Raw genomic sequence first — 26,011 nt, 5'->3', positions numbered from 1 at the left:
GTAATGCCGCATTTGCGCGACAATCTCAGCCTTTAAGTCAACGCAAAATCGACGGCGGCGGACAAGCGGCCTCGATCCAACGGAGAATGCCATGCTCTTGATGTCACCGACCGCCCGCCGCCTGTCCGCGCTCGCCGGCGCATGCCTCCTCAGCGTCGCGCTGCCAGCTCTACCTGTTCTCGCCAAAGAAAAAACCAGGACTAAACCGGCAGCGGAAAGCACCGCGGTTGACGTCAGCTACAGCGTTTCCATCCCCCAGATCGACGCCGTCGACTCCAATGTCGATGACGCAGTCCTCACCGAAATCCTCAGCGGCAACGTCGCCGATAACGCCGACGCCCTCGCCGGCCTCACCGCCACCAGCATCACCGTGCCCGAGCTCGAGGTCACCGTCACCGGCGATCAGACCGGCGAAGAAAGCTTCACGGCCACGATCACCATAAACGATCTGGTGCTTGAAGACGTTGTGGACGGGGTGGCAGGCGGCGTGAGCCTGGCCGGTGTCGACATGGTCTCCGACGAAGGCACGTTCACCTTCGGCACCTTGTCCGCAGCGCAGTTCGACATCGGCGGCGTGCTCGGCATCTATGGCCTGGTCGACGCCAGCGAGCAGACCGAGCTTCAAACCATCTACACCGACTTCACAGCCGAAGGCGGCACCCTGTCCGCCGACGACGTCGAATGCACCATGGGACCCGTCTCCGGCGCCGAGTTCAAGGCGCGGCCGCTCAACACTTCCTTTGTCGAGCTGATGACCATGGTCGAACGGCTCGAAGAAAACCCCGACGATGTGGCGCCTGCCGACCTTGGGGCGCTGATGCGCATGTATGCCGATCTGTTCACCGCCTTTGAAACCTCGGAAATGACCTTTGGCGGGGTTTCCTGCGACGGCGTCGACGAGGACGACCAGGCGATCAGCTTTTCAATCGCCGGCATGACCATGGGCGGCATGTCGCCTGGCATTTATCCCGGCATCTCCATGGACGGCTTCGATATCACCGTGGACGGCGACGGCACGATGAGCCTCGACAACGTTACCATCAAGCCAACAGATCTGACCAATGTCATAGCAACGCTCCAGAGCGCGCCTGACACCGTTGACGACGCCTGGTTCGAGGAAAACATGCGCGGCCTGATCCCCGCCTTCGAAGGCTTCTCGATGTCTGGCTTCAGCATGGACATCCCGGACGCAGAAAGCGAAGGCGCCCGCATCAAGGCCGATATCGGCGCCTTTGATCTCACGCTCGCCCACTATCTCAATGGCATTCCCACACGGGCCGAAATGTCGGCCGACAACATCCAGGCCGAAGTTCCGGCCGGCACGGGTGATGAATCGCTCGACCAACTCCGCGCTCTGGGCGTCACTGACATCGACGCGGGCTTCCGCATCGCTGCAGCGTGGGACGAAGCGGCGTCCGCCATCCGGATCGAGGAAATCTCGATGACCGGTGCCGATCTGGCAACCGTCACTCTTGCCGGAACGATCGCCAACGCGACGCGCGATCTGTTCTCCGCTGACAACGATGCTGCGCTGGCCGCAGCCATGGGTGTCGCCGTCCAGTCGCTGGACCTCAGCATCGTCGATGCAGGACTTGCCGACATCGCTCTGGCCGCAGTCGCTGCGGACCAGGGTGGAGACGTCGCAACGCTGCGCCCAATCTATGCTGATCTTGCCAAGGGCACGATGATCAGCCTTCTGGCAGGTGTTGCGGATGCGGCCAAGCTCGGCGATGCCGTGAGCGCCTTCGTGGCCGGCACCGCCAAGACGCTGGAAATCGGTCTTGAGGCCAAGGAAGAACCCGGTCTCGGCCTCATGGAATTCATGGCCGCCGAGACCAACCCTGCCAGCATCCTCAACAAGGTCAACATCTCGGCTACCGCCAAGTGATCGGCCTCGGTGAGGTCCATCCGGGCCTCACCAAAGACTTTTCCGATCAAGCGACTCCGGGCAAAAGCTCGTGTATAGCAAGCATACGAGATGATGCCTGGAGCGCACGAGCATGACCCCTGTCGTTGTCCCCCTGATCCTCGCCGGCGGCCAGGGCACGAGGCTTTGGCCGATGTCTCGCGCGGCACGGCCCAAGCAGTTCCTGCCCTTGATGGGACCGACGAGTCTTTTTCAGCGCACCCTCGAGCGCGTGAACAACCGCCGTTACGCCCCGGCCGTCGTCATCACCAATTCCGAATACCGCTTTCTGGTCGGTGAGCAGGCGGCGGAACTCGGCATCGCGCTCACCAGCGTGTTGCTCGAGCCTGTGGCGCGCAACACCGCGGTCGCCATAGCCGCCAGCGCCGCCCATATCGCCGCCCGCTTCGGAGCCGATGCCTTGCTCCACGTGCTGCCGTCCGACCACGAGGTGGACGCCGATGAGGGCTACTGGGTCGCTGTGGACGAGGCCATCCGCGCTGCGGCGAACGGCGATCTCGTGACTTTTGGGATAAAGCCCGGTCACGCCGAGACTGGTTTTGGCTACATCAAGTCGGACGCCAAGGTCGGTGGAGAAGCGAAAAAGGTCGAGCGGTTCGTCGAAAAGCCAGATTCTGCTCGTGCCGCTCAGATGCTCGACGAAGGTGGGTACTTCTGGAATTCCGGCATGTTCATGCTGGGCGCCGGAACGTTCTTGAGCGAAGCCGAACGCCTGGCGCCGGAGACGCATCAGGCAGCGCAGGCATCCGTTCGCAGCGCCCGTGAAGACCTCGACTTCGTCCGCTTGGACGAAGCGGCCTTCGCCGCCGCACCGAACATATCCGTCGATTACGCGATCTTTGAAAAAACCGATCGCGCCTCCGTCGTCGCAGTCGAATTCCCTTGGTCCGACCTTGGCAGCTGGGACGCTGTTTGGAAGAGCGGCAACGGCGATGAGGCGGGCAACGTCGTGCAAGGCGCCGTGACCCTCTCCGATGTCTCCAGCTCGCTCGTGATCAGCGACCACGCCCACATCGCTGTTCACGGCCTCGACGACGTCGCCGTCATCGCCACCAATGACGCCATCTTTGTCGGCCGTTTGTCGCAAGCTCAAAAAGTCGGCGAGATGGTCAAGCGCCTCCGCGCCGATAAGAGCACGTCGACGCTCACCGAAATTCATCGCACCGCCTATCGCCCTTGGGGTGGATACGCATCGGTGCTGAACGGCGACCGCTTCCAGGTCAAGCGCCTGTTCGTCAAGCCCGGCAAGAAGCTGAGCCTTCAAAAGCACCACCACCGGGCCGAACATTGGGTCGTGGTGCGCGGCACGGCCGAGGTCACCGTCGATGGCGTCAACACGATCCTTTCGGAGAACCAATCCATCTACCTGCCGCTCGGCTGCACGCATCGGCTCGCCAATCCCGGTAAGATCGAGCTCGAACTGATCGAAGTGCAGACCGGATCCTACCTCGGCGAAGACGACATCATTCGCATAGAGGACGAGTTCGGGCGCGCTTGATCGAGCACTAATCCCGCTTATCCCCGCGCCACTCGACCGGTCCATGCTGCGACCTGCACAACCTGCAGGAGCAGAACATGTCCGATCCATTCGACACCCAGGCCAGCGGCCTTGACGCACCCGCCGCTGGCGCCTTTCCGGTAGTCCCCGACGACGCTAACCAATTGCCCACGATTTGCCGCGCACTCTATGTTGGCACTGGTGGTCATTTGCGAGTGGAGATGAAGTGGGGCGGCGAGATCAGCTTTCACAACGTGCCGGACGGGGCCCTTCTGCCGATCCGCGCAGTGAAGGTACTGACGGCCAGCACCGCTTCCTCGATCGTCGGTCTTTATTGATGCTCGGCATCGGCGGTGGCCTCCCACTGGCAGCCGGAGGGGCGGTCAGCGCCGTCATCGGCCTTGTTCCGTCGCGATCCACGACGACCAATCCGATCGTCGCCTGGGGCGACAGCCTCACCTATGGCTATCCTGCCCTTGCGGCAGCGCTGTTCGATCCTCCACGCGTGGTGGTGGAGCGAGCAGTCGGGGGCCAGTCCTCGTCCGAGGTGGCTGCCCGGCAGGGCGGCGTCCCTATCCTGGTTACGTTGGCGGGCAATGAGATCCCTGCCCTGCTGCCGGCTGAACCGGATCTAGCCTGGGATTTTGCGTCCAACGAGGTCCCGGGGGAATGGTACGCTTTCAGCGCGACCGGTGCGCCCATACCCATCAGCTGCGAAGGTGGGATACTGAAGGCGGAGCTGGTGAACACCGGCCCGAACTTCTTTCTCGCCGGGCCGCAGGTGCAAATCGGTCCGCTGGTTGAGGGACAGTTGCTGCGGGTCGAGTTTGAGATCGTCGAGATGACTGGTCTTTCTCAACTGCAGGTGGGAACGCTATATGGAAGCTGGACCCAGCCCGGCAGCCCTCAATTGATGATCACCGAACCTGGCAGCTACTGGTTCGAAACCGAGATCACCGACGACAAGTACGGGGCACTCATTGAGCTCGGCTTCATCCAGCTCAGCACCGAAACCATGAATGGCGTGCTGAAGCTGGCTAACGTCCGGGTCTTCAGAAATTACGTCCCGGCCAACCCGGTGGCTGCAATCACTACACTCTCCACTGAACCGGTCAACGACCAAGGTCCATGGTCTGACGGCTCTCGTCGCATAGCGGGAACCTTGATGGGCGTAGATGGTGATCTCGGATACGACGGCACGGCAAACTTCACCTTCACGCGGACCAGCCCGGGTGCAGCGGTCTCCGCACCGCCGGCCAGCGCCTTCGTTCCAGCCGATGCCCTTGCCTACCGGCAGCACACTGCCTGGATCTGGGTGGGCAGAAACAACATCGCCGATCCGGACACAGTGGAAGCCGACATCGCCGCAATGGTGCAATCTCTCGGCCACAGCCGCTACCTGGTCGGCTCGATCCTCAACGGCGAAGGTGAGGCGATGGGAAGCGACGAATTCGATATGATCGCCTCGCTCAACGCGGATCTTGCCGCCCAATACGGCACGCGCTTCGTCGACCTGCGTGCTGCCCTCATGGCGGCGCATGACGACTCGGCGGGTGATCTTCAAGACGTGGCCACCGGGGTTCCGCCCCGCTCATTGCGGTCAAACGCGATCCATCTCAATCTAAAAGGCCAGGCGGTGGTCGCCCAGGCATTCCAAGCGGCTACTCTGTCCCGGGGCTGGTAGCTAAAGATCCAGTCTCGTCACCTTCCGCAGACGCGCCAGCCGGCCCGGCGCGTCTGTGCAATCCGCTAAGGCGCGCTCGAACTCGGTGACCTTGGCACCCACAAGGAAGCGGTACCAGTAGCCCTGCAGAAAATGGTAGATCAGCCCTTCCTTGCCATCGAGGAACCCACCTTGCACAAGATAGCGCAAGAAGAAGTATCCGGTGGAGGAAACGGCAAACGGCAGGCGATTATAGAGCCGCTCCTTGATCCAGCGCTTGAGCCGGGCTTGCCGTGACGTGCCGCCCCGATCGATGCTCCTGTCATCCGGCCCAAGCCGATATTTCGTAAGCAGCACGTCAGCTGCCTCACGCGTGGCGTAGCGGTTGTGCTTGTCCGTGAAGGCGCTGAGGTCCTTGAGCTCATGATTGGCGAAGCCGCCGGCAAAATGCATGACGCGGCCAGTGTCCACCACGATGTGTTCATCCATCCAGCGCTGTTCGATCCGTCCACGTCCGCGGCGAAAAAGCCGCAACAGGGTTAGCGGATAGCGGCCTCCATGCCGGATCCAGCGGCCCATGAAGATAGTTTTCGCGTGGAACGTGATGCCGGTAACCTCAAGAGGCACATCGCGCAATTTCTCGGCGATGCGCCTTGCAAGATCAGGTTCGACGATCTCATCGGCGTCAAGACGAAGGATCCAGTCTTCCGTGATGGTAAGCGTGTCCAGGGCCCGCTGGAATTGCTGAGCGTAATTGGTGAAAGGATGTCGAACGATCGTTGCTCCCATCTCGGCAGCAATACTTGTCGTGTCGTCTGTGGAGCCTGAATCCACCACATGGATCGAGGTGGCAAAGGACTGAACGCTTTCTATCGCTCGAGCGATATGCACAGCCTCGTTCAGGGTTAGAATGATCACCGTAATCGACGTCGTCATGGCTGCGATGCTCCGCGAACGGTGCGCCTCCGAAGTAATCTTGCGGGGTTGCCAGCATAAACCCCGCCTGGTTCTAGATCTTTCGTCGCAACCCCGCGCGCGCCCAGGACCGCGCTTGCCCCGACAGTGACGCCCGGCCCGACAAATGCCTCTGCCGCGATCCAAGCGCCGTCGCCAATCGTGATCGGCAGCGCCAGCAGGGGGAAGTCCGGGTCATCTACATCATGCGTCCCGCCACACAGATGGCTGCGCTGCGACACCACCGCACCTCGACCGATGCTTATTTGCGCCATGCAATAGCAGATCACGCCGGGCCCAAGCGTGCTCCCCGCCGCCATCTTGAGGTTGGGCGGATACCAGACCTGCACACTGCCATAGACAAGGGCGCTGGGATGGATGCGCGCACCAAAAAGCCTCAGGATCAGATTGCGCCAGCCACGCATCATCGTCGGCGGTGTCCATCGGGCGAGCACCAGCCAAGCAAGCGTAAAGAGGGCTCGAAGCATGCGATGCCGCAGCGGAAAGCTTGCTCCTCTAGCCATCGTAAAGCCCGATTAGTTCGGCGGCGCACCTGCTTGTCTCCCGCTCCATCATGCAACGAAGCTCTCTGGCCGCCTGCCGCCGCTATAGACATGATCGAGTATGCGCAGCAGATAATCTGCGCCGCCCTCCTGGCTTAGCCGCGGCAGGGCCCAATCGCGCCGGCGTTGCCGCGACGCTTCGCCAAGGTCGCTCGACAGAACCTTGTCTATCGCTGCCGCCAGCCCTTGCGGCGACATGCCGCGAACGACCTCGCCCAATCCCGGCTCGGCAATACACATCGAGGCGCCAACGCGATCGGAACAAACCACCGCCGTTCCCGCCATGAGAGCCTCGCTGATCACGGCACCCCACCCATCGTTTGTGGTGATGGAGGGCAGAACCAGCACGTCCAACTCCTCCAACCACCCCGCCACTTCGCGCATCGGAACAGGACCGTGAAAATGTCCCCACTCACCCAGTCCATTCAGACGCTGCCGCGCCAGCGCCGCCAGCGTTCCCGCGCCAAAGACATGCACATCCGCAACCGTCTTCATGTGCTCCGTCGCACTGAGAAAGAGATGAAAGCCTTTTTCGCGTTCGAGCCGTCCCACAAACCCGATCTGGGGCACGGCCGCCCGAGACCGCCGCTGCGCAACCGGCGCGGGCAGGAAATAGGCGAAGTCAAAGATGCGATCTCTGCGAAAGCCCGTCAGCCAGAACCACCCCGGCCCATGCCTTCCCACGGCGAGAACGAATCCGGCATGTTTGCGCAGGTCGCCCTCGCTCGCCCAGGAATGCGCCAGCCGGAGCTTGCCCTTCCAGCCTTCGAGCACACGCGGCTCGTGCATCAACCCGAAGCGCCGCTTGTGCTTAATGCACATCCGCAGCCCATGAACGATGCTGGGCACCCAGTGCATGCCGCCGAAGATATGCACGCTGTCGGCACGCGAACCGGCTACCAGCTCTTCCACCTGGCTTTCGCTTCGGGGATGAACCAGCCGGTCTTGCGGCTCGAGTTCGACGCTCCAACCAAGCTTTTCTCGCGCCACATCCAGCTTCCGATCGTAGATGAAGGTTGCGGACTGCACCTCCCTCCGATTCCGAAGCGCGCGGTAAAGCGGCAGAAGATGCGGCGACAGCTCGGGCTGCCAGAGGTGGAGCTCCCACCCGCCTGCTGCGTGCCCACCCGTCATGCCTGCACCAGTCTCGTCTGCACCGCACTAACCGGCGCTCTTAAGACGCTCGCGCCCATAATCAGGATCAGTGCGAAAAAGCAGAATGGGTACTGGTTGAGGTTGATGAACCGGTCGTTGAGCGTAAGCAGCACCGCAAAGCTCAGCGCCGTCGCGGCGAAATACGGATCGCGCGTCGCGCTGCGCAGGAACGCACGCCCGACGACCGCCCAAAAGCCCAGTGACGCTAATCCATGCTGGCTGAGCCCGAACAGAAATGCATTGTGCGGACTCTCGGTCTCGCCTGTTTCGAACACCGATAAACCGGTGCCCAGGACTGGCGATTGCGAGAACAGGTCCCAGCCCATTTTCCAGTGCTCGTAACGTCCGGTGGCACCGGAGGCGACGCCGCGGCTTGGATCATCGATCAGCAACACCGCATCGAGCGCACTTGCCATGAAATCCCAATTGGAGATCAACAGGATCACGGCAATCAGCGGCATTTGCAGCAACAACAAAGCCAACCAGCCCTTCGGCAGGCCCTCGACCATTGCCCGAACGACCACGACGGCGCCGATCAGGACAATGACGATCAGGGCGGCACGGGCCTGCATCAGCATGGCGCTGTAGAAAAATACCGCGAGGACCGGCAGCGCCCAACGGGCCGTGAACGCCACCGCCGCGGCCAGTGCTGCGGCCGCTGATATTTCGCCTCCAAGATTGGGGTGCCCTCCTCCGACATAGAACACCCGGCTTCCATTGCTCGGCAAAGCACCAGCTTGGGCAAGAACGACGTGGAATGCTGCAACGAGCAGCGGCACGGCGACCAAGTAGCGGCAATAGGCTCTCACGGTCTCAGGCGCGACGAAGCAGATTGTCAACATCAGCGATAGGCTGAAAGCGAGGTAACGCAGCGTGGAAACACCGGAAAACTGGCCATTGACGGCATCGACAGAGGCGCCGATCAGCGTCATTGCCAACAGAACCGAAAGAATTGCCACAGCGGTGGAACTGACCTTCGCCCGCGACATGAACAACAAGGCGATCAGCACCTTGGCGCCCAACGCGACGATCTGGACCGCCAATGGATCTGAACTGACGAGGTAGCCAAGCGGCGACAGGCCATCGAGAAATCCGACGAGCCCGGCAATTCGAAACTCTGGACCGCTCCCCGCTTTCAACGTGGCAAACCCTCATGCTCTGCGACGAAGCGCGGCGCGAAAACTGTTATCGAGACGGAAGCAAGCCCCACAAGTTCCGCCCCCAGCAGAGCAATGGCGGCAAGCCGGAGATCTGCTGTGCCGCTAAAGAGCACCCATCCTGTGGCGGCAAGGCAAGCGGCAAGATACCAGAAGGAAAACCGGCCCAGTTCATTGCTTGCGACCAGCCGGCTGCTCGCCGAAGTCCAGAGCGCACCAGCAACGGCACTGGCCGCCAGCCACGCGAACACCATGGTGTCGACGGCGAGCGCATCGTTTGACATCCAGCGGAGCAGCTGCGGTCCAAAGGCACACAGCATGAGAGCAGATGGCAAGCACAGGGCCAGAGCGGACGCGACGTTTAGGGTCAGCAACCGGCCGCTCGTTACCCAGTCACCGCTCGCCTCCGCCCGGGTTAGTTCCGGCACGCTGGCGCGACTAAGAAGATTGGCGAGCTGCAGGGGAACGCGGCTGATCATCCGGCTTGCGGCGAAGGCACCGGCGACCACTGGACCGCCGTTGGCGCCAAGCACCAAGACCATGCCCTGCAGAACAACGGCATTTGCGCCGACCAGCGAGAAGGCCGCAGCAGACGGTCCGAACAGCCGGCGAACCGTTGACCACCGCGCATGGCGGAACCCAAGAACACACCACGGTTCGGCTTGCCGGAGCCGCACGACGTAAAGCCCTGCAAAAAGCGCACGGACGGTGAGCATCGCGAACGCCGCAGTCGCGATGTCCCGCCCCAGCCAGGCGAAACTCATGACCACCACGCCCTCGACAGGGGTCGCGATGTCCATCAGAAGAGTTCCAAGCGCGTACTTGTTCGTTGCCCGATAAACCACGTTCAGCACCAGCATCTGCACAACGACGAGCGCGTAGGCTGTGATGAAGAAGATCGTTGCGAGCAGCGCTTCCGGGCTCAGCCCTGACCCCACGAACCAGCCATGAAGCACTGCCACAGCGCTTCCGCCCAAGAGCAGAAGCGCTAAGCCGAACGACACCGTGGTCATCAGCGCCCAAAGGCTCTGCACCACCTCAAGTGCCCCTTCGCCATCGCCGCTCACGACCTTACGGGTGAGGTCCACGGCCGCAACCGTGCCAAGACCTGCGTCGCTGAGTGCCAGATAGGTCGGTATCGTGGTGAGGATAAGCCAGGAGCCATATCCATCGGCGCCCCAAGACCAAGTCAGCACCGGCAGCATCAACAACTGCAGACCCACCACCCAGAGCTTTCCGAGCAGGTTGGCAACGGTCCCCTGCACGATCCTGCGGGCCACGGCGCTCGTCATCGCACAAGCTCTGCAGCGTCCAGTCGGCCCTCGGTCAGCCTGGTCTCGAACTCAGCAAGGATGGCTTGCTCGCTCCATCGCGTTATGGCCCGGGTCCGTGCCGCCGCCGACATTTCGGAATGCAATGCGCGGTCATCGACGAGCCTCTCGATTGCCGCTGCAAAAGCCGCCGCGTCGCCGGGTGACGTCACCAGCCCGCATCCTTCGACCTCATGAGCCAACCCCGTACCCGCCGCCGCCGTGGCCACCACCGGGCGGCCAGACGCCAGCATATTCGTGAGCTTGGAGGGCAAGACCAGATCGGCAGCTTCAGCCCGCTGCGGCAGGAGATGGACGCTCGCCAAAGCCAGGAGTTCGTTCAGCCGCTCTTTACGCACGAGGTCATGAAACCGGAGATTCTCGAGTCCACCGGCAAGCGCTTCGATTTCTACCCTCTTGGGTCCCTCCCCACACACCACAAAAGTCAAATCACGGCGATGTCGCAGCAGCCGCGCTGCTTCAACGACGATCTCGATCCCCTGTTTGTTCGCGATATTGCCCGAGTAAAGCGCCACGTGAGGCGTCGAAATTTCCCATTCGGCGCGAACCTTGGGCAAATAGGACAAGGGACGAACGTCCGCATCGGCCCAATTTCGGAACTCCGTCACCCGTTCTGCAGCAACGCCCTTCGCGATTAGCCTCTTGCACATCTGCGGCGAGATCGTACTGACCGTGTCAAAGCTTCGCAGCACCCCCTGCTCGAAGCGGCTTGCCAAGTGGCTGATCCAGCGACGCGTCCGAAGAACCCCTGTCGCAACTGCTGCCTCCAGCTCGAAGTCCTGAAGGTGCAACCACGATCGCGCTCCCGCCAAAGCAGCGGTCAACCGCGCCACCGGTGCGCCGATCAACGATGGCGCAATGGCAATCACCACGTCCGGCCGCCAGACGAGACCGTGCCAAGCCAAGGGCCAGAAACTGCTCACTGCAAAGCTTAGATGATGCAGCACGCGGCGGGCGCCTGTGGGCCGTCGCGGAATGTAGTGCGGTACGCGCACAACCTCTACGCCCGCACTTGTACAGCGGGAGAAAGCCCAGGGTTTGTGCCCAGCCATGACCCGCCACTGGGGATAATAAGGTTGTCCGGACACGACCCGAACCTCGTGACCCATGCGTGCCAGCGCCTCAGCCATGCCAGTCGTATAAACGGCAATGCCAACCTGCTCCGGCGCATAGTTGAGCCCATGCACCAGTATCCTCATGCGGCACGCACCTCAGGGTGGCTGTCGCAGAACCAGCGATACGTCGCTTCTATGCCTTCGCGAAGAGTGATGCTGGGCGTCCATCCCATACTCAGCAGCTTCTGGATATCGAGGAGCTTTCGCGGTGTGCCATCAGGTTTGGAAAGATCGTGGACGATCGCACCACGGTAGCCAACGACCTCGGACACAAGTCTTGCCAGTTCCAAGATCGAAAGATCTTCGCCCGATCCGACATTGACTGGCTCAGCTACACTATAGCTCTTCAGCAGCAAGACCAGCGCGTCGGCACAATCATCCACATGCAGGAACTCTCGTCTCGACGCCCCGCTGCCCCAAAGGGTAAGAGCCGCATCCCTGTTCTGCTTGGCGATGTGCGCCTTGCGGAGGAGGGCCGGCAGCACGTGACTGCTATCGAGATCGAAATTGTCGCCCGGCCCATAAAGATTCGTGGGCATCGCGGAGATGAAGTCGCAGCCATACTGCTTGCGGTAGGCCTGGCACAGTTTGACACCGGCGATCTTGGCCAAAGCGTACCATTCATTGGTCGGCTCCAGCGCGCCGGTCATCAAAGCGTCTTCGTTGATCGGCTGCGCGGCGTTCTTCGGGTAGATGCAGGAAGAACCCAAGAACAACAGCTTCTCGACGCCAGCCCGATGCGCTGCATCGATGACATTGGCTTCGATAAGGAGATTGTCATACAAGAACTCAGCCGGTGCGCGATCATTGGCGAGGATGCCGCCCACCTTACCGGCAGCGATGATCACCCCGTCGAGCCGCTCGCCAGACACAAACGCTTCCACCTGGTCCTGCCGCCTGAGGTCGAGCTCGGACCTCTCAATGGTGACGATCTCGCTATTTTCACGAGCCAGCCGCCGAACGATAGCGCCCCCGACCATGCCCCGATGGCCGGTGACCCAGATGCGCTTGCCCTCGAGCTGGAACATCATGCGGCATCCATCAGCCGCAAGTCCTCTTGCACCATTTCCGCGGCAAGGCTCCGGGCACTGGTGGAATGTGACCACCCAAGCTTCTCGCGCGCTTTGCTGGCATCACCCAGGATCATGTCCACTTCCGTGGGCCGGAAGTAACGCGGATCGACCTCCACAAGGCACCGTCCGGTCCGAGCATCGAACCCTTGCTCCTCGGCGCCTTCGCCCCGCCATTCGAGGTCAATGCCGACATCCTCGAAGGCCCAGCGCGCAAAGTCGCGTACGGACGTCGTCTCGCCAGTGGCCAGAACATAGTCGTCGGGCTTGTCCTGCTGCAGCATGCGCCACATGCCTTCGACATATTCGCGAGCATGCCCCCAGTCGCGCTTGGCGTCCAAATTGCCGAGATAGAGTTTTTCCTGCTGCCTTCGATGAATAGCGGCAACCGCACGCGTGATCTTGCGTGTCACGAAGGTCTCGCCCCGCAGCGGACTTTCGTGATTGAACAGGATGCCGTTGGACGCGTGCATTCCGTAGGCTTCGCGATAGTTCACCGTCATCCAATAAGCGTAGAGCTTGGCCGCCGCATAGGGCGAGCGCGGATAAAACGGCGTTGTTTCCCTCTGCGGCACCTCTTGGGCGAGCCCGAACAGCTCCGACGTCGACGCCTGGTAGAAGCGCGACTTCTCCGTCATGCCCAAAATGCGGATCGCCTCCAACAAACGGAGCGTGCCGATACCGTCTACATTGGCGGTATATTCAGGCGTTTCAAAACTCACCTGCACATGGCTCTGGGCGGCCAGGTTGTAAACCTCGTCAGGCTGCGTTTCCTGAACCAGGCGGATCATGTTGGCGGTATCGGTCAGGTCACCATAGTGCAGCACGAACTGCTGATTGTGTTCGTGGCGATCCTGGTAGATGTGTTCGATGCGGCCGGTGTTGAACGAAGAAGACCGGCGTTTTACCCCATGTACGGTATAGCCTTTGTTCAGCAAGAGCTGCGCCAAATAAGCGCCATCTTGACCCGTAGCGCCGGTAATTAGTGCAACCCGATTGTTCCCCAAAACGCGCCCCCACGCATTTATCCGTACATCAGGAGTTTAGTGCATCCTAAAATGCGGTAATCTGCAAGTCCTCTGTCTCAAGAGATTTTTTCGTACGTAGTTTGCTCTCGAGTTGTTTTTGAACGGTTAGTTTTCGTTGCAAAGCTACGCAGAAACGCTGACACTCAAGAAGGGAGTATTTGAGGTCAGGCAGGAATGGGTAGCGATATCGACCTTCGTGGAGCATTTGGCTTCGTGCAGCGTCAGCTCCGCTTGATCCTCGTGTTGTCCATCGTCGTGTTGACCGCGGCTGTGGTGGTGGTGTTGAGCCTGACGCCGATCTACACGGCGACGACACTGGTCATGGTCGACCCTGCCGATAAGAACGTCTTGGCCCCGCAATCTTCAACCGGGAGCGTGGCGGCCGCGGACGCGCGGATCGAGGGCGAGGTCCTGCTGGCGCGCTCCGATAATGTGCTGCTGACGGTGATCGAGCGCGAAGGTCTCGTCGGCAATCCCGAATTCAACCACCAGCCCGGCCTCGTTGCCAGATTTCTGAGCTTCCTGCGCCTGCGTGAACCGGTTGACCTCGATCCGGATCAAGTCACGCAACAAGCCCTCGCCAAGCTTGCGCGAATGACGAGCGTTCAACGCCATCGCGCGACCTACCTCCTGTCCATTTCGGTTGCTTCGGAGGACCCTGACCAGGCGGCCAGCTTGGCCAATGCCGTGGCTGCTGCCTATATCGATACGCAGCTCACCGCCAAAGTCCAGAGCACCATGGACGCCCGCACCAAGCTGCTCGAACAACTCGACACAGCGCGGCAGGACGTCGTCGGTTCGGACGGATCTTTTGACCGCTACGTCAGCCAGAACTTGGCAACCATCATTGATCAAACCGGCAATGCCGAACTATCCCGAATCAAAGCCGAGCTTGATCGGCTAGGCGAGCGGCGCGCGGATGAGGCGTCGGAGCTGACGGCACTGCAAAAGGCGCTAGGCGAACAAGACTTCGCAGCACTCTCCAGCCGCCTGGCTGATCCAGAGTTAACCAGCCTCGAAGCGCAGCGTCAGGTCTTGTTGTCTGCAATTACAGAACCCTCGGACGAAGAGGCCCGAACTGCCCAACTCTCAAGTCTTGATCGTGAGCTTCAGTCCCGGGCCACCGCGCTCATCGATGGCCGTCGCGCTCTCGTGCAGGAAATCCAGTCAGATGAGGCCAGCCAATCGCGGAACTTGCGCCTGGCCATCCTTTCATCAGCTCTCTCCTCGGACACGCTGACCGAGATCTATGACCTGCAGCAGCGGGCAGAGCTGGCCCGTCAGCAGTATGACCAGCTGCAGGCGCGCTCCCAGCAACTGCAGGCCGAGGCCACCCTGCAACTGCCCGATAGCCGTGTTGTTTCCCCGGCTTTGCGCCCCGCTGATCCAAGTTTTCCAAACACCGGGATATTTCTCATTCTTGCTGCCTTGTCGGGCTTGGCCCTTGGGATCGGCGTCGCCTTTATCTACGAGAACTTCATTGGCGGCATCACCACCGACGAGCAGCTGGCGGCTTTGTCCAGAACCAGCCTGGCGCTGAGCATCCCGCGCGCAAAAACCCAGCCCAGCCGAGGCAGCGTTTCAGACCTTATCCTCGAAACTCCGTTGTCCGCTTTCTCCGAGGCCATTCGCCGAGTCCGGACCAATGTCGACCATCAGCTCACCAAGAAGAACTTCGAGGGACAAAACCGCGCGCCGGTGATTGCCGTTACGTCGACTGTTCCCGGCGAGGGCAAGACAACGGCGGCGTTAGCGCTCGCGCAGTCCTTTGCCCTTTCCGGACGCAAGACGCTCCTCGTCGATTGCGATCTGCGCCGGCCTGGACTGCACGAGCATCTTGGTCTGGCACCCGCGCAGGGCCTCATCGATGCACTCGCGGCCGATGATCCGGGCGCAGCGCTCAAGAGTGCCATGGTGACCGACGAAGACACCAAGCTCCTCGTGCTGCTCGGATCGCATCGCTCCGCTGGCGCCACGGATCAACTGGTCACCAGCCGCAATTTCGACAAGCTGATTGCCGGTGCAGCCCGTGCTTTCGACGTGGTCATCCTCGACACGCCGCCCCTGGGTCCGGTGGTCGATGGCCTTTACATCGCGCGCAAGGCCGATGCCGTGATCTTCCTTGTCCAGTGGGCCTCGACCAGCCAGCAGGACGTCCGTAGGTCCCTCCTGGCGCTGGATGGCGCGATCGATGATCGGAACGTGCTGGTGCCGGTCCTCAACCGGCAGGAAGTAGCAGCGTCTTCCTGGCACCGCCGCTACGCGCACTACTATTCTCAAGAACTCGGGTAATCAGCTGCCGCTGGCAAAAGTAAGTTCCCGGACCAGCGTCCGCACCATGATCCGGCAATCAAGGGCAAGGCTCCAGTTCTGGATATAGGCCAGGTCGTGGTGCACGCGAGCGATGGCGCGGTTGCGATCCGTCGTCGGCCCTCTAAACCCGTTGGCCTGCGCCAGCCGGTCATGCCGGGCTTTGCTACATGGCGCTTCCCATAATCGGGCACGAGTTCCCCATAGGGCACCCCACCGGCCAGCATGTTGGGAACATGCGGCCGCGGTCCCACCAGCGACATCTGTCCCAGCAGGACGTTCAACAATTGCGGCAACTCGTCCATGCTAGTCCTGCGCAACAACCGGCCGATAGTGGTCACGCGCGCGTCGCTGCCGGTCGCCTGGTTCGTGCCGGCAATGTCGCCCTCGCCATCATACATCGTGCGGAACTTGTACATCGCGAACAACCGGCCACCCAATCCCTCCCGCTTCTGGCGGAGCAGAACGGGGCCGCGGCTCGTCGTCTTGATGGCCGCGGTGATTGCAATAAGGAGCGGCAGGAGCACGACGAGACTGGCGGCCGACCCAACGACATCCATTGCCCGCTTGGCAACAAGCTCGACACCGGATGCTCTCAGCACCACGTCATCATTGGGGTGAAGCGGCAATCCGCTGTGGCTTTGATCTGGCGTGTCGAGCTCGCGTCGCCCAAGACCGGCAGGCGGAACCAACAGCGCATAGTCGAACAGCGTCATAGTTATACCCGTCAAATCTGCGCCACCTTCCAGCCCGGCAGGCCAGAAGCTTAACACTTCCTTAACTGAGTTAAGTACGAGCAGCTCGCGGCGTCAACGGCGCAGTTTACTGATGATCGCCTAGGGCGACGGCACTAATTACTGAATGCCGTAGAAGAGACTTCGCGTGCGGCAGTAGCCAGACCCCAGGCCAGCAGTTCCGTTGCTTTCTCCGCACTCGCACCTTCGACGTAACAACGCAGTTCTGGCGCGTTGCCGGAGGCGCGGAAGTGCACCATGTCGCCTTGTGTCGTCGTAACCTGCAGTCCGTCGATGCTGGCCATTTTGGCTATGCCGTAAAGAGCAAAGACCTGTTCGGCATAGGCGCGGTCTTGTTCTAGCCGGCGAAGAAAGGCCGCGCTTTGATCGCTTGGCGTGTTCTGCAACCGGTCCGATAGCGCATGCTGCAAAGGCAGCGCCGCGACCACCTCATCGACAGATTTCCCTTCGCGCTGCGAAAGGCCGAGCACACAAAGGACAGGCAACACGGCGTCGCGTGTCGCCAGTTCCGACAACACTGCTCCCCGCGCGGCAACATTCTTGCCGATAAACGTGCCCCCATTTGCTTCGAAACCAACGACAGCGTCATCAAGAGCGGACATGGCGGCGACCACATAGGGCGAGCCGACCCTGGTGCGGACGACCCGCTCAAAGGAACCGGTGCGCTCGATACCAGAATTGGAGGTCACAGGGGTCACCACCGTCTGCGCTTCCAGGAAGCGGGCGGTGAGGAGACCCAGCACATCCCCCCGCACGAAGGCGCCTCTCCCGTCCATCAGGAGCGGACGGTCACCGTCGCCGTCTGCCGAAACGATGGCGTCGAGCTTGTGCTCCGCAAGCCACCCCCGCAAGGGATTGAACACGTCGTCCGAAAAAGCTTCGGTATCCACCGGCACGAACCCTTCGATGCGACCGAGGCTCAAGGTTTCAGCGCCGAAATAGCGGAGCACTAGGCCAAGAAGATCCCGAGCGACCGTCGAGTGTTCGAAGACCCCGACCTTGAGCCCACGCAGTTGACCCTCTGGCAACAGGTCCTCGTATCGTCTTACATACCGCGCCAGCGCTTCATCGGCCTCGTCGCGCGTTTCGAAGGCATGATCAGGGACCGCGTCGTCACGCAGCATCTGGATAATTCCAGCTTCATCGTCTTTGCTGATCTCGCCATCCGGACGATAGAACTTGAGCCCGTTGCGATCGGCGGGGATATGGCTGCCTGTCACCATGATCGAAGCGCCGCTTGCTGCCATGGCGTGCAGCGCCAAAGCCGGAGTCGGCAGGGTGCCGCAATCGACCGGCTGCAAGCCTTCTGCGGCAATGGCCATGGCGCAGTCGCGAGCGATCGATGGGCTGGATGGACGGAAGTCACGCCCGATGAAAACTGTGCCGCTGCCAAGCAGATCGTGACGGCGCAAGTGATCGATGAATGCACGCGTATATCGCCGTGCAGCCTGCCCTTGCAGCTCCACCGAAAGCCCGCGCAAACCACTAGTGCCGAACTTCAAACTATTAGCCGACATCGGCGCCCCCGTATCTTGATCAGTCTTCGCCCACCGGCCCGCTGCGATGGCGCTTCACATCCGAGCGGATCGACTTACCCAGCAAGCGCCGTTGCTTGGACGCCAGCGTCGGCCGCGTTGCGATGCGCGGCTTCGGCGGATAAGCCCCTTCCTTGAGCAAGGCCACCAGGCGAGCCAGCGCTTCGGCGCGGTTCAGCGGCTGGTCGCGATGCGAGTTGGAGGTGATGACGATCACCCCCTCCTTGGTCATGCGGCTACCCGCCAGCGCCGCCACCCGCCGCTTCATCGGCTCAGGGATGTTCGGCGAGTTCCAAAGATCGAAGCGCAACTGCACGGCGCTCGCGACCTTGTTGACATTCTGTCCACCCGGCCCCGAACTACGCACAAAGGTTTCTTCGATCTCGGAGGGATCAATGGCGATCGTACGGGTAATCATGATCGGATCGGCCACTACAATCTCCAGCCACTCGGTGTCATCCCGGCCTTGAGCCGGGATCCATCCTGAAATTCGGAGATGGGCCCCGGGTCAAGCCCGGGGTGACAATCGCGTTTGCGGGCCGTAGCGGTAGTTGCAACTATCGCTTCCAGCGCCCGGTAAAGTACACTTCCTCATCATGGATGATGCGGCCTTTTTCGGTGGTCCGGAACTTGCCCAGGCCGGCCTCTTCCACCCACTTCTTCTTCAGCATGCCGGCAAAGGTCTTTTCGCCGATATCCTTGAAGTCATCCGGGCCAAGGACATTGTCCTCGCCCAGATGATAAAGCGCCTTCATCTCGCGATTGGACGGACGTTGCGGCATCAGGCGGCCTTCTTGGCCGCTTCGCGAAGATCCGGCGGGGTCGCTTCAGCCATCAGCGACACCAGCGCGTCCATGAAGGGCTGCACCTGCTGGCCTTCGGTGCCGAGACGGCGCACCGACACGGTGCCCTCTTCGGCCTCGCGCTTGCCGACCACGAACATCAGCGGCACCTTGCCGACGGAATGCTCGCGCACCTTGTAGTTGATCTTCTCGTTGCGCGTGTCGATCTCGGCGCGGATGCCGGCGTCGCGCAATTGGCGCACCAGCTTTTCCGCATACTCGTCCGCTTCCGAAACGATGGTTGTGACAACCACCTGCGTCGGCGCCAGCCACATCGGCAACTTGCCCGAGCTGTTTTCGATCAGAATGCCAATGAACCGCTCGAAACTGCCCAGGACGGCGCGGTGCAGCATGATGGGCCGGTGCTTGGCACCGTCAGCGCCAACATATTCAGCGTCCAGCCGCTCCGGCAGGTTGGGATCGACCTGGAGCGTCCCGCACTGCCAGTCGCGACCGATGGCGTCGGTCAGAACGAATTCAAGCTTGGGCCCGTAGAAGGCGCCCTCACCCGGAAAGATCGTAAAGTCGTGCCCTGCGGCCTTGCAGGCATTGCCCAGCGCGGCCTCGGCACGATCCCAGCTTTCCTCCGAGCCAATGCGCTTTTCCGGACGCGTCGAGAGCTTGATACGCCAGTCGGTGAAGCCAAGGTCGGCATAGACGCCGGCCAGGAGATCGATGAACTTCTTCGTTTCGGCCTCGATCTGCTCCTCGGTGCAGAAGATGTGGGCGTCATCCTGGGTAAATCCGCGCACCCGCATGATCCCGTGCAACGCGCCCGATGGCTCGTAGCGGTTGCAGGAGCCAAATTCTGCCATGCGCAGCGGCAGATCGCGGTAGGATTTGAGGCCATGGTTGAACACCTGCACATGGCAGGGGCAGTTCATGGGCTTGAGCGCGTTCACCGTCTTGGTCTTGGCATGTTCCTCGTCCACTTCGACGATGAACATATTCTCCTGGTAATTGTCCCAGTGCCCGGACGCTTCCCAAAGCTTGCGGCTGACGACCTGCGGTGTATTGACCTCTACATAGCCGTCCTGGCGTTGCTTGCGGCGCATATAGTCCTGCAGCGCCACATAGATGCTCCAGCCCTTGGGGTGCCAGAACACCTGGCCCGGCGCCTCTTCCTGCATGTGGAAGAGGTCCATCTCCCGGCCCAGCTTGCGGTGGTCGCGCTTTTCGGCCTCTTCCATCATGTGAAGATGGGCGTCGAGCTCTTCCTTGCTCGGGAAAGCCGTGCCGTAGATGCGGCTCAGCACTTCGCGATTGCTGTCACCGCGCCAATAGGCGCCGGCAACCTTGGTCAGCTTGAAGGCCTGGCCGACATCCTTGACGCTGCGCATATGCGGGCCGCGGCAAAGGTCGATCCACTGGCCCTGCTTATACATCTTGAGCGACTGGTCGGCTGGAATGGCGTCAACCAGTTCCACCTTGAAGTCCTCGCCCTTGGCCCGGAAGAAGTCCTTGGCTTGATCGCGGCTCCAGACTTCCTTGGTAAAGGCCGCACCGCGATCGACGATTTCGCTCATCTTCTTTTCGATGGTGCGAAGCTCGTCTTCCGTGAACGGCCCGGCCGGACGGTAGAAGTCGTAGTAAAAGCCGTTGTCGATCACCGGACCGATCGTCACCTGCGTATCGGGCCAAAGCTCCTGCACCGCTTCGGCCAAGACGTGAGCGGCATCGTGCCGGATCAGCTCCAGCACATCCTTGGAGCCGCTGTCGCGCGTCACGAACTCGATCTTGCCGTCAGCGTCAAGCGCGTCCGAAAGATCGGACAGGACGCCGTTCCACTTCATCGCCACCGTCTTCTTGGCCAGCGACTTCGAGATTCCCTCCACGATCTCGGTGCCGGTAGTGCCGCGCGAATAGTCGCGAGCAGCACCATCGGGGAACGTCACCTTGATCGACATTTTGGAAACTCCAGAAAAGCTAAAGAGCTATGAGGCGGCTTGAATAGCATGATTTACAATCCATGCCAGCCCGAAGCCATGCGGGCGTAAGAGTAGACCTCATGGTGAGGTGCGGAGCGTCAGCGCAGCCTCGAACCACGAGGTCGTGGCACTAAGCCCACCGCCCATATCCCCAGGGCCGCCACCACTTACCCGTGTCCGGCAAAGCATCCGGCACCGGATCATAGCCATGCGTGCCACCCGGCCGGCAGCGCACGACACGTGCCAGTCCCATCCAGCCGCCAGGCCAAAAACCAAACTGCCAGATGGCGTCGCGCGTGAATTCCGAGCAGCTCGGCGCGTGCCGGCAGGTGCGCCCCATGAACATAGACAGCGAGTAGCGATAGCCCGTGATCAACATGACGGCGACGGCCTTGAACGGCAGGTCGACCGCACGCCAGAAGAAATCGATGACTCTTTGCATCAGCCCGCCGCCGCAACTGCCTGCTGCGACTCGATCTTTTCCAGCGCGGCAACCACGGCATCGAAGACGAGCATGGTCGACATGTGCCGGTTGGGATAGTGCCGCACCGGCTCGAGATATTTTAGATCATCCCACCTGCCCGTCGGCGGCACACCCTTGCCCTTGAGCATGGCCTGCATGGCATCGCGAACCTCGACGAAGTCGGCGACCGGCGTTCCGACGATCTGCTGCGCCACGATCGCCGCCGAGGTCTGCCCCAGCGCACAGGCGGACACGTCATGCCCATAGGCGGTGATGATCCCGTTGCGAACGACCACATCGACCTCGATCAGCGAACCGCAGACCCGGCTGACCTTGCGCGCACTCGCGTCCGGCCCTGCAAGGCGCCCCGGCTGGGGGGCATTTCCCGCCAAATCCAGGATCTTTTCGGAATAGAGATCGCTTAGCTCCATGGCGCCGACAATTCTGTTTCTTGTTCCGCAACTGCTCCGCTCATATATAGGAGCTCTCGTTTCTGCTGTCAGGGGTAAGACCCCGTCGAAGATCCAGCGCGCCATTCGTCGCGTAGTGAGGACCGGTTGCAGGCAAGGAGCTTGACCGAATGGACGCCCGAGTGAACGCCCCAAAACCGATGACCCCCGCCAACGATCCTGCCCCCCGCCCGACCCGCGAAGAGGCCGAGGCCGCCGTGCGCACTCTGATCGCCTGGGCCGGCGATGATCCGCGCCGCGAGGGCCTTCTTGATACCCCTGCCCGCGTCACCAAGGCCTATGGCGAACTCTTTGCCGGCTACGATCTCAGCGCCAAGGACGTCCTCTCCAAGACCTTCAAGGAGGTCGGCGGCTACGACGACCTCGTCCTCGTCAAAGCCATTCCGTTCTACGCCCATTGCGAGCACCACATGGTGCCTTTCTTCGGTAAGGCCCACATTGCCTACCTGCCGCACGACGGCGTCGTCGGCCTCTCCAAGCTCGCGCGCCTCGTCGAAGTCTATGCCCGGCGCCTCCAGACGCAGGAAACCATGACCGCGCAGATCATCGACGCCATCAACGAAAACCTCGGGCCGCGCGGCGCTGCCGTCATGCTCGAAGCCGAGCATATGTGCATGACCATGCGCGGCGTGCGCGCCCACGACGTCAAGACCGTGACCCACCGCTTCACCGGCGTCTTCGCCGAAGACCGCGTCGAGCAGGACCGCTTCTTCGCCATGGTGCGCTGACGCTTCCATGACCATCGCCTTCACCGATCCCAAATCGCTCGACCACGCGGCGCTCGAAGAAGGCACCGCCTTCGCCCCGCGCTTCGATGCGAACGGCCTCATCACCGTGGTCACCGTCGAAGCCGGCAGCAATGACGTGCTGATGGTCGCGCATATGAATAGCGAAACCCTGTCGCTGACGCTCGAGACCGGCATTGCGCACTACTGGTCGCGCTCCCGCCAGTCGATCTGGAAAAAGGGCGAAACCTCCGGCGAGCTGCAGGAAGTGGTCGAGCTCCGCACCGATTGCGACCAGGACTGCCTGGTGATGACCGTGCGCCAGACTGGCCGCGGCGCCGCCTGCCACACCGGCCGCAAGAGCTGCTTTTACCGCCGCGTCACCGTCGACGAGGGCGAAGCCAGGCTCAAAGACACCGGCCTGCCGCGGCTCTTTGATCCCAAAGCCGTCTACGGTTCCTGACGCCGCTCGAAGATCGGCACCAGGAAAAAGCCCGCGGCAAAGCCGCCAAGATGCGCCTGCCATGCTACATTGATAGCCGCACCCGTAATCATCGGGATCAACGGCACCGCCGCGTTGAGCAACAGCCAGATCAGCGCAAACCAGCGCGACGAGGGATGAGCGAACACTTCCCGGATGCTGGCAAGCCGCCGCCCCAGCACCACCGGCTGTCCGGTCTCGGGATTGCGGGCCACGACCACCGGCTGGAAGATGAAGCGGATCGCCGCCCCGGTCAGCCCCGCGACCCCGCCCGAGGCGCCGATCAGGTAGACACCGTCATAAAGCGTCGTGACCGCAAAAAAGCCTGCCCCCGCGATCGACGACACCGCAAAGATCGCCAGCATCGGCCCTGCCCCGTAGCGGCGGGTCAGCGGCGTTGCAAAGATCACGAGCCAGGCGACGTTGATTAGCAGGTGATCCCATCCGCCATGCAGAAGCGCATGCGTCACCGGCGACCAGATCAGCGGCAGGGCATAGCTGATGTCCTCCCCCGCCAGCACGAAGCGATAGGGCTGAAATGCGAACCAGTAGAGCAGCTCGATCAGCCCCTCTTCGTTAAGAACCAAGGTTGATGCCAGGTGAATCAACACCATCAGCCCCGCAAGGCCGGTGACCGCCGCAGGCAAGAGAAACACCGGCTCATGCGCCGGAGGCTGCGGGGGCGTCGGCGTTTGCGCTTCTTCACTCATGCGTCATGTCCTCAAACGGCGGCGCTGCGGGCCTTGGCGTTAACTTGTCCACAAATCGCCACAGGCGTTAACCTTAACTATTCTTTAAGCGGGCTTTCCGTCCCGCCTTTTGCGATTGTCGCTGCGTCGCGGGCTGACCTCAGGGGGAGGTCTCCGGATCACCAAAAGCGGACTTACCCATGCAGATGCCGAGCACCAAGACGCTCTACACCTATTGGAACACGATTCGGGGTTCCCGCAGCGCGCCCGATCGCCGCGATATCGACCCGACCCGCATTCGTGAAGCGCTTGCGAACACCTTTATCCTCGAGCTCGACGACGCCGACAAGTTCAGCTTCCGTCTGGCAGGGTCGCACCTTTGCACCGCCTATTGCCGCGAGCTCAAAGGCCGCTCCTTTTCCGCGCTCTGGCATGATCGCGACAGTGATGCCATCGAGACGCTGATCCGCGCCGTGACCGAAGATCATGCTGTCGCGCTCGTGACCTTCCAGGGCACCACTGCCCTCCACACCAAGGTCAGCTTCGAGACCATCCTGATGCCGCTACGGCACAATGGCTCGACCCATACCCGCGTCCTGGGCTCCATGTCGGCGCTCGACGAACCCTATTGGTTGGGCGTCCAGCCCGTGATTGAGCAGCGCATCACCGGGCTCCGGCTGATCTGGCCGGACGAGATCGCAGCCGAAGACAATGTGCGCGAAGTTGTTTCCAGCGTCGTCAACGACGTCGCCTTCGCCCATGGCGGCGGCGCACCAATGGCGCTTCCGACCACCGTCTTCGGCCGCTCGGCCCGCCGATACGCCCATCTCGCGGTCATTGATGGTGGCCGAAACTAAAACTTTTGCGCTCGCCTTTCGCGGCGTGCTGCATGGCCCGCTCTCACCATCCGTTAACCAAAACCCTGTAACGTCACTGTAAGTTTTTGCAGGGCGTGGAACAGGTTGACGCATGCTGAGTGACGACATCGCCGCGCCCCTGAACTCTGCTTTCTCGCTGACCCCGGCGAGCGAACGTCGCTTCCAGCGCGTCAACGTCTCCATTCTTGGCCGCTACATGCTGGCCGATCGCCGCGAATTTCCCTGCCAGGTTCTGTCCATGTCACCCGGCGATGCGCTGGTTATCGCCCCCGTCGCCGGCATTGTGGGCGAAAAAGTCATCGCCTATCTCGATCATCTCGGCCGTATCGAGGGCACGATTCTAAGCCAGGTCGAAGGCGGCTTCCTCATGGATATTGCCGCTTCGGCCCGCAAGCGCGACAAGATGGCAGCGCAGCTCACCTGGCTCGCCAATAAGGATCTGCTCAATCTGCCCGAGGATCGCCGCCACGAACGCGTCGTTCCCGATATCCGCCACTCCACCGTCGTGCTCGACGATGGCCGGCGCTATAACTGCAAGATCATCGATATTTCGCTCTCCGGCGCCGCCGTCGAACTCGATGTCCGCCCGGCCATGGGCACGCCGATCACCCTCGGCCGAATGCGCGCTCGCGTGGTCCGTCACTTCCAGAACGGCGTCGCCGTCGAGTTCGCGTCGGCCCAGGAAATGCTGACCGTGGTGCAGCAAAACCTGCGCATGAACTAGCCAGGGCCGGCGTGGTAAACGCCGCCTGAAAACGCTCGATACAATTCGCATAAAACTTGGCGCTTAGTTTTCCGAACCGCCTAAGCCGCCCCGCCTAACGTGGTCTCCATCAGGGAGACGACGAATGGCAATCAACAAGAACTGGCTGGCGGCGATGGTGTGCAGCGCGCTTCTCGCGCTCGCAGCTCCGGCCACGGCAACCGACTTCACCAACGTCGCTTATATCCAGACTGCCGAGGCGCCGACTTCCATTCCCGTCGGTCATCTCGAATTCTGCAAGTCCCGCCCTGCCGAATGCCAGCGCAACGACAAGGTCGTCCCGGCAATGGCGCTCGACGACACCACCTGGCAGCAGCTGGTCTCCATCAACGCCTACTACAACCAGACCATCGTCCCCGTCACCGACGAACAGCTCTACCAGACGGCCGAATTCTGGACCTACCCCAACGGCTACGGCGATTGCGAAGATTTCGCCCTGATCAAGCGCCGCGACCTGATCGCTGCCGGCTGGCATCCGTCCACCCTGATGATCGCCGTGGTCAAGGAAGCCAACGGCAACGGCCATGCCGTGCTGATCGCCCGCACCGATCGCGGCGACCTCGTGCTCGACAATCAGGTCGGCTCGATCGATCTGTGGAGCGACACGCCCTACAAGTTCATCAAGCGCCAGTCGCAGGCCGATGCCGGCCAGTGGGTCGACATGCTCGATAGCCGCGACACCGTGGTCGCCACCGCCAGCACCAACTGATC

26 protein-coding genes are annotated in these 26,011 nt (G+C 61.7%); 10 read left to right on the top strand and 16 right to left on the bottom strand.

Annotated features, from left to right (window positions below; translation table 11 throughout):
- The first annotated feature begins 91 nt into the window (after nt 1-91).
- The 4 genes from JI748_RS05105 (at nt 92) to JI748_RS05090 (ending at nt 5,109) form a co-directional block, all read left to right on the top strand.
- Entirely contained in the window at nt 92-1,888 is a 1,797-nt protein-coding gene (locus tag JI748_RS05105; RefSeq protein WP_201635682.1) for a hypothetical protein, read from the top strand.
- 112 nt (nt 1,889-2,000) lie between these two features.
- A complete protein-coding gene (locus tag JI748_RS05100; protein WP_201635680.1) occupies nt 2,001-3,425 on the top strand; it encodes a mannose-1-phosphate guanylyltransferase/mannose-6-phosphate isomerase in 1,425 nt (474 codons plus the stop codon).
- A gap of 77 nt (nt 3,426-3,502) precedes the next feature.
- Nucleotides 3,503-3,763, top strand: a complete 261-nt coding sequence (locus tag JI748_RS05095; protein WP_201635678.1) for a spike base protein, RCAP_Rcc01079 family — start codon at nt 3,503-3,505, stop codon at nt 3,761-3,763.
- On the top strand, nt 3,763-5,109 hold the full coding sequence (locus JI748_RS05090; RefSeq protein ID WP_201635676.1) for an SGNH/GDSL hydrolase family protein: 1,347 nt from the start codon (nt 3,763-3,765) through the stop codon (nt 5,107-5,109). The genes JI748_RS05095 and JI748_RS05090 overlap by 1 nt, the downstream gene beginning before the upstream one ends.
- On the opposite strand, the gene JI748_RS05085 is transcribed toward JI748_RS05090, so the two are convergent.
- The 8 genes from JI748_RS05085 to gmd form a co-directional block, all read right to left on the bottom strand.
- On the bottom strand, nt 5,110-6,024 hold the full coding sequence (locus JI748_RS05085) for a glycosyltransferase family 2 protein (protein WP_201635674.1): 915 nt from the start codon (nt 6,022-6,024) through the stop codon (nt 5,110-5,112).
- Nucleotides 6,021-6,470, bottom strand: a complete 450-nt coding sequence (locus JI748_RS05080; RefSeq protein ID WP_233280616.1) for a putative colanic acid biosynthesis acetyltransferase — start codon at nt 6,468-6,470, stop codon at nt 6,021-6,023. Before JI748_RS05080 ends, JI748_RS05085 begins: the two co-directional genes overlap by 4 nt.
- Nucleotides 6,471-6,614: 144 nt before the next feature.
- A complete protein-coding gene (locus JI748_RS05075; protein ID WP_201635670.1) occupies nt 6,615-7,739 on the bottom strand; it encodes a glycosyltransferase family 4 protein in 1,125 nt (374 codons plus the stop codon).
- Entirely contained in the window at nt 7,736-8,782 is a 1,047-nt protein-coding gene (locus JI748_RS05070; protein ID WP_201635668.1) for an O-antigen ligase family protein, read from the bottom strand. The genes JI748_RS05075 and JI748_RS05070 overlap by 4 nt, the downstream gene beginning before the upstream one ends.
- Before the next feature lie 113 nt (nt 8,783-8,895).
- Nucleotides 8,896-10,209, bottom strand: coding sequence for a lipopolysaccharide biosynthesis protein (locus JI748_RS05065; RefSeq protein WP_201635665.1), 1,314 nt, complete (start codon nt 10,207-10,209; stop codon nt 8,896-8,898).
- Entirely contained in the window at nt 10,206-11,447 is a 1,242-nt protein-coding gene (locus JI748_RS05060; RefSeq protein ID WP_201635663.1) for a WcaI family glycosyltransferase, read from the bottom strand. The genes JI748_RS05065 and JI748_RS05060 overlap by 4 nt, the downstream gene beginning before the upstream one ends.
- Nucleotides 11,444-12,391: a GDP-L-fucose synthase gene (gene fcl / locus JI748_RS05055; protein WP_201637053.1), complete on the bottom strand. Its 948-nt coding sequence runs from the start codon at nt 12,389-12,391 to the stop codon at nt 11,444-11,446. The genes JI748_RS05060 and fcl overlap by 4 nt, the downstream gene beginning before the upstream one ends.
- Nucleotides 12,391-13,440 carry a GDP-mannose 4,6-dehydratase gene (gmd, locus tag JI748_RS05050; protein ID WP_201635661.1) on the bottom strand — a complete coding sequence of 350 codons (1,050 nt, stop codon included), beginning with the start codon at nt 13,438-13,440 and terminating at the stop codon, nt 12,391-12,393. The genes fcl and gmd overlap by 1 nt, the downstream gene beginning before the upstream one ends.
- A 195-nt stretch (nt 13,441-13,635) precedes the next feature.
- Here gmd and JI748_RS05045 point away from each other — a divergent pair, with 195 nt between their 5' ends.
- Nucleotides 13,636-15,753 (top strand): GumC family protein, encoded by a 2,118-nt coding sequence (locus JI748_RS05045; protein WP_267911606.1) that lies wholly within the window; start codon nt 13,636-13,638, stop codon nt 15,751-15,753.
- On the opposite strand, the gene JI748_RS05040 is transcribed toward JI748_RS05045, so the two are convergent.
- The 7 genes from JI748_RS05040 to JI748_RS05010 form a co-directional block, all read right to left on the bottom strand.
- On the bottom strand, nt 15,738-16,487 hold the full coding sequence (locus JI748_RS05040; RefSeq protein ID WP_211200729.1) for a sugar transferase: 750 nt from the start codon (nt 16,485-16,487) through the stop codon (nt 15,738-15,740). The genes JI748_RS05045 and JI748_RS05040 overlap by 16 nt on opposite strands.
- A 134-nt stretch (nt 16,488-16,621) precedes the next feature.
- Entirely contained in the window at nt 16,622-18,043 is a 1,422-nt protein-coding gene (locus JI748_RS05035; RefSeq protein WP_201635657.1) for a phosphohexomutase domain-containing protein, read from the bottom strand.
- 19 nt (nt 18,044-18,062) lie between these two features.
- Entirely contained in the window at nt 18,063-18,479 is a 417-nt protein-coding gene (gene arfB, locus JI748_RS05030) for an alternative ribosome rescue aminoacyl-tRNA hydrolase ArfB (RefSeq protein WP_201637051.1), read from the bottom strand.
- 139 nt (nt 18,480-18,618) lie between these two features.
- On the bottom strand, nt 18,619-18,843 hold the full coding sequence (locus tag JI748_RS05025) for a hypothetical protein (RefSeq protein ID WP_201635655.1): 225 nt from the start codon (nt 18,841-18,843) through the stop codon (nt 18,619-18,621).
- A complete protein-coding gene (gene thrS / locus JI748_RS05020; RefSeq protein WP_201635653.1) occupies nt 18,843-20,810 on the bottom strand; it encodes a threonine--tRNA ligase in 1,968 nt (655 codons plus the stop codon). Before thrS ends, JI748_RS05025 begins: the two co-directional genes overlap by 1 nt.
- Nucleotides 20,811-20,961: 151 nt before the next feature.
- Nucleotides 20,962-21,273 carry a membrane protein insertion efficiency factor YidD gene (gene yidD / locus JI748_RS05015; protein WP_201635651.1) on the bottom strand — a complete coding sequence of 104 codons (312 nt, stop codon included), beginning with the start codon at nt 21,271-21,273 and terminating at the stop codon, nt 20,962-20,964.
- The gene (locus JI748_RS05010; protein WP_201635649.1) at nt 21,273-21,725 is read right to left on the bottom strand and encodes an iron-sulfur cluster assembly scaffold protein; all 453 of its coding nucleotides are present in this window, start codon (nt 21,723-21,725) and stop codon (nt 21,273-21,275) included. The genes yidD and JI748_RS05010 overlap by 1 nt, the downstream gene beginning before the upstream one ends.
- A gap of 149 nt (nt 21,726-21,874) precedes the next feature.
- Here JI748_RS05010 and folE point away from each other — a divergent pair, with 149 nt between their 5' ends.
- Together folE and hisI are read left to right on the top strand one after the other, a co-directional pair.
- A complete protein-coding gene (folE, locus tag JI748_RS05005; protein ID WP_201635647.1) occupies nt 21,875-22,492 on the top strand; it encodes a GTP cyclohydrolase I FolE in 618 nt (205 codons plus the stop codon).
- A gap of 7 nt (nt 22,493-22,499) precedes the next feature.
- On the top strand, nt 22,500-22,952 hold the full coding sequence (gene hisI / locus JI748_RS05000) for a phosphoribosyl-AMP cyclohydrolase (protein ID WP_201635645.1): 453 nt from the start codon (nt 22,500-22,502) through the stop codon (nt 22,950-22,952).
- Here the strand turns inward: hisI and JI748_RS04995 are convergent.
- Nucleotides 22,940-23,680: a rhomboid family intramembrane serine protease gene (locus tag JI748_RS04995; protein WP_201635643.1), complete on the bottom strand. Its 741-nt coding sequence runs from the start codon at nt 23,678-23,680 to the stop codon at nt 22,940-22,942. The two genes, hisI and JI748_RS04995, sit on opposite strands and share 13 nt — an antisense overlap.
- A gap of 179 nt (nt 23,681-23,859) precedes the next feature.
- Between JI748_RS04995 and JI748_RS04990 the strand changes: the two genes are divergently transcribed.
- The 3 genes from JI748_RS04990 to JI748_RS04980 all read left to right on the top strand — a co-directional run bounded on the left by JI748_RS04990 (nt 23,860) and on the right by JI748_RS04980 (nt 26,009).
- Nucleotides 23,860-24,516, top strand: coding sequence for a PAS domain-containing protein (locus JI748_RS04990; protein ID WP_201635641.1), 657 nt, complete (start codon nt 23,860-23,862; stop codon nt 24,514-24,516).
- Between the two features lie 112 nt (nt 24,517-24,628).
- Complete coding sequence (locus tag JI748_RS04985; protein ID WP_201635639.1) at nt 24,629-25,261, top strand: PilZ domain-containing protein; 633 nt, start codon at nt 24,629-24,631, stop codon at nt 25,259-25,261.
- Nucleotides 25,262-25,385: 124 nt separating this feature from the next.
- Entirely contained in the window at nt 25,386-26,009 is a 624-nt protein-coding gene (locus tag JI748_RS04980) for a transglutaminase-like cysteine peptidase (RefSeq protein ID WP_201635637.1), read from the top strand.
- Nucleotides 26,010-26,011 lie beyond the last annotated feature (2 nt).

Origin of the sequence: Devosia rhizoryzae (assembly GCF_016698665.1) — a bacterium.
In the GTDB taxonomy this organism is placed as follows: domain Bacteria; phylum Pseudomonadota; class Alphaproteobacteria; order Rhizobiales; family Devosiaceae; genus Devosia; species Devosia rhizoryzae.
Note: the sequence above shows the minus strand (reverse complement) of the source record. Positions and strands in the feature narration are given on the sequence as shown.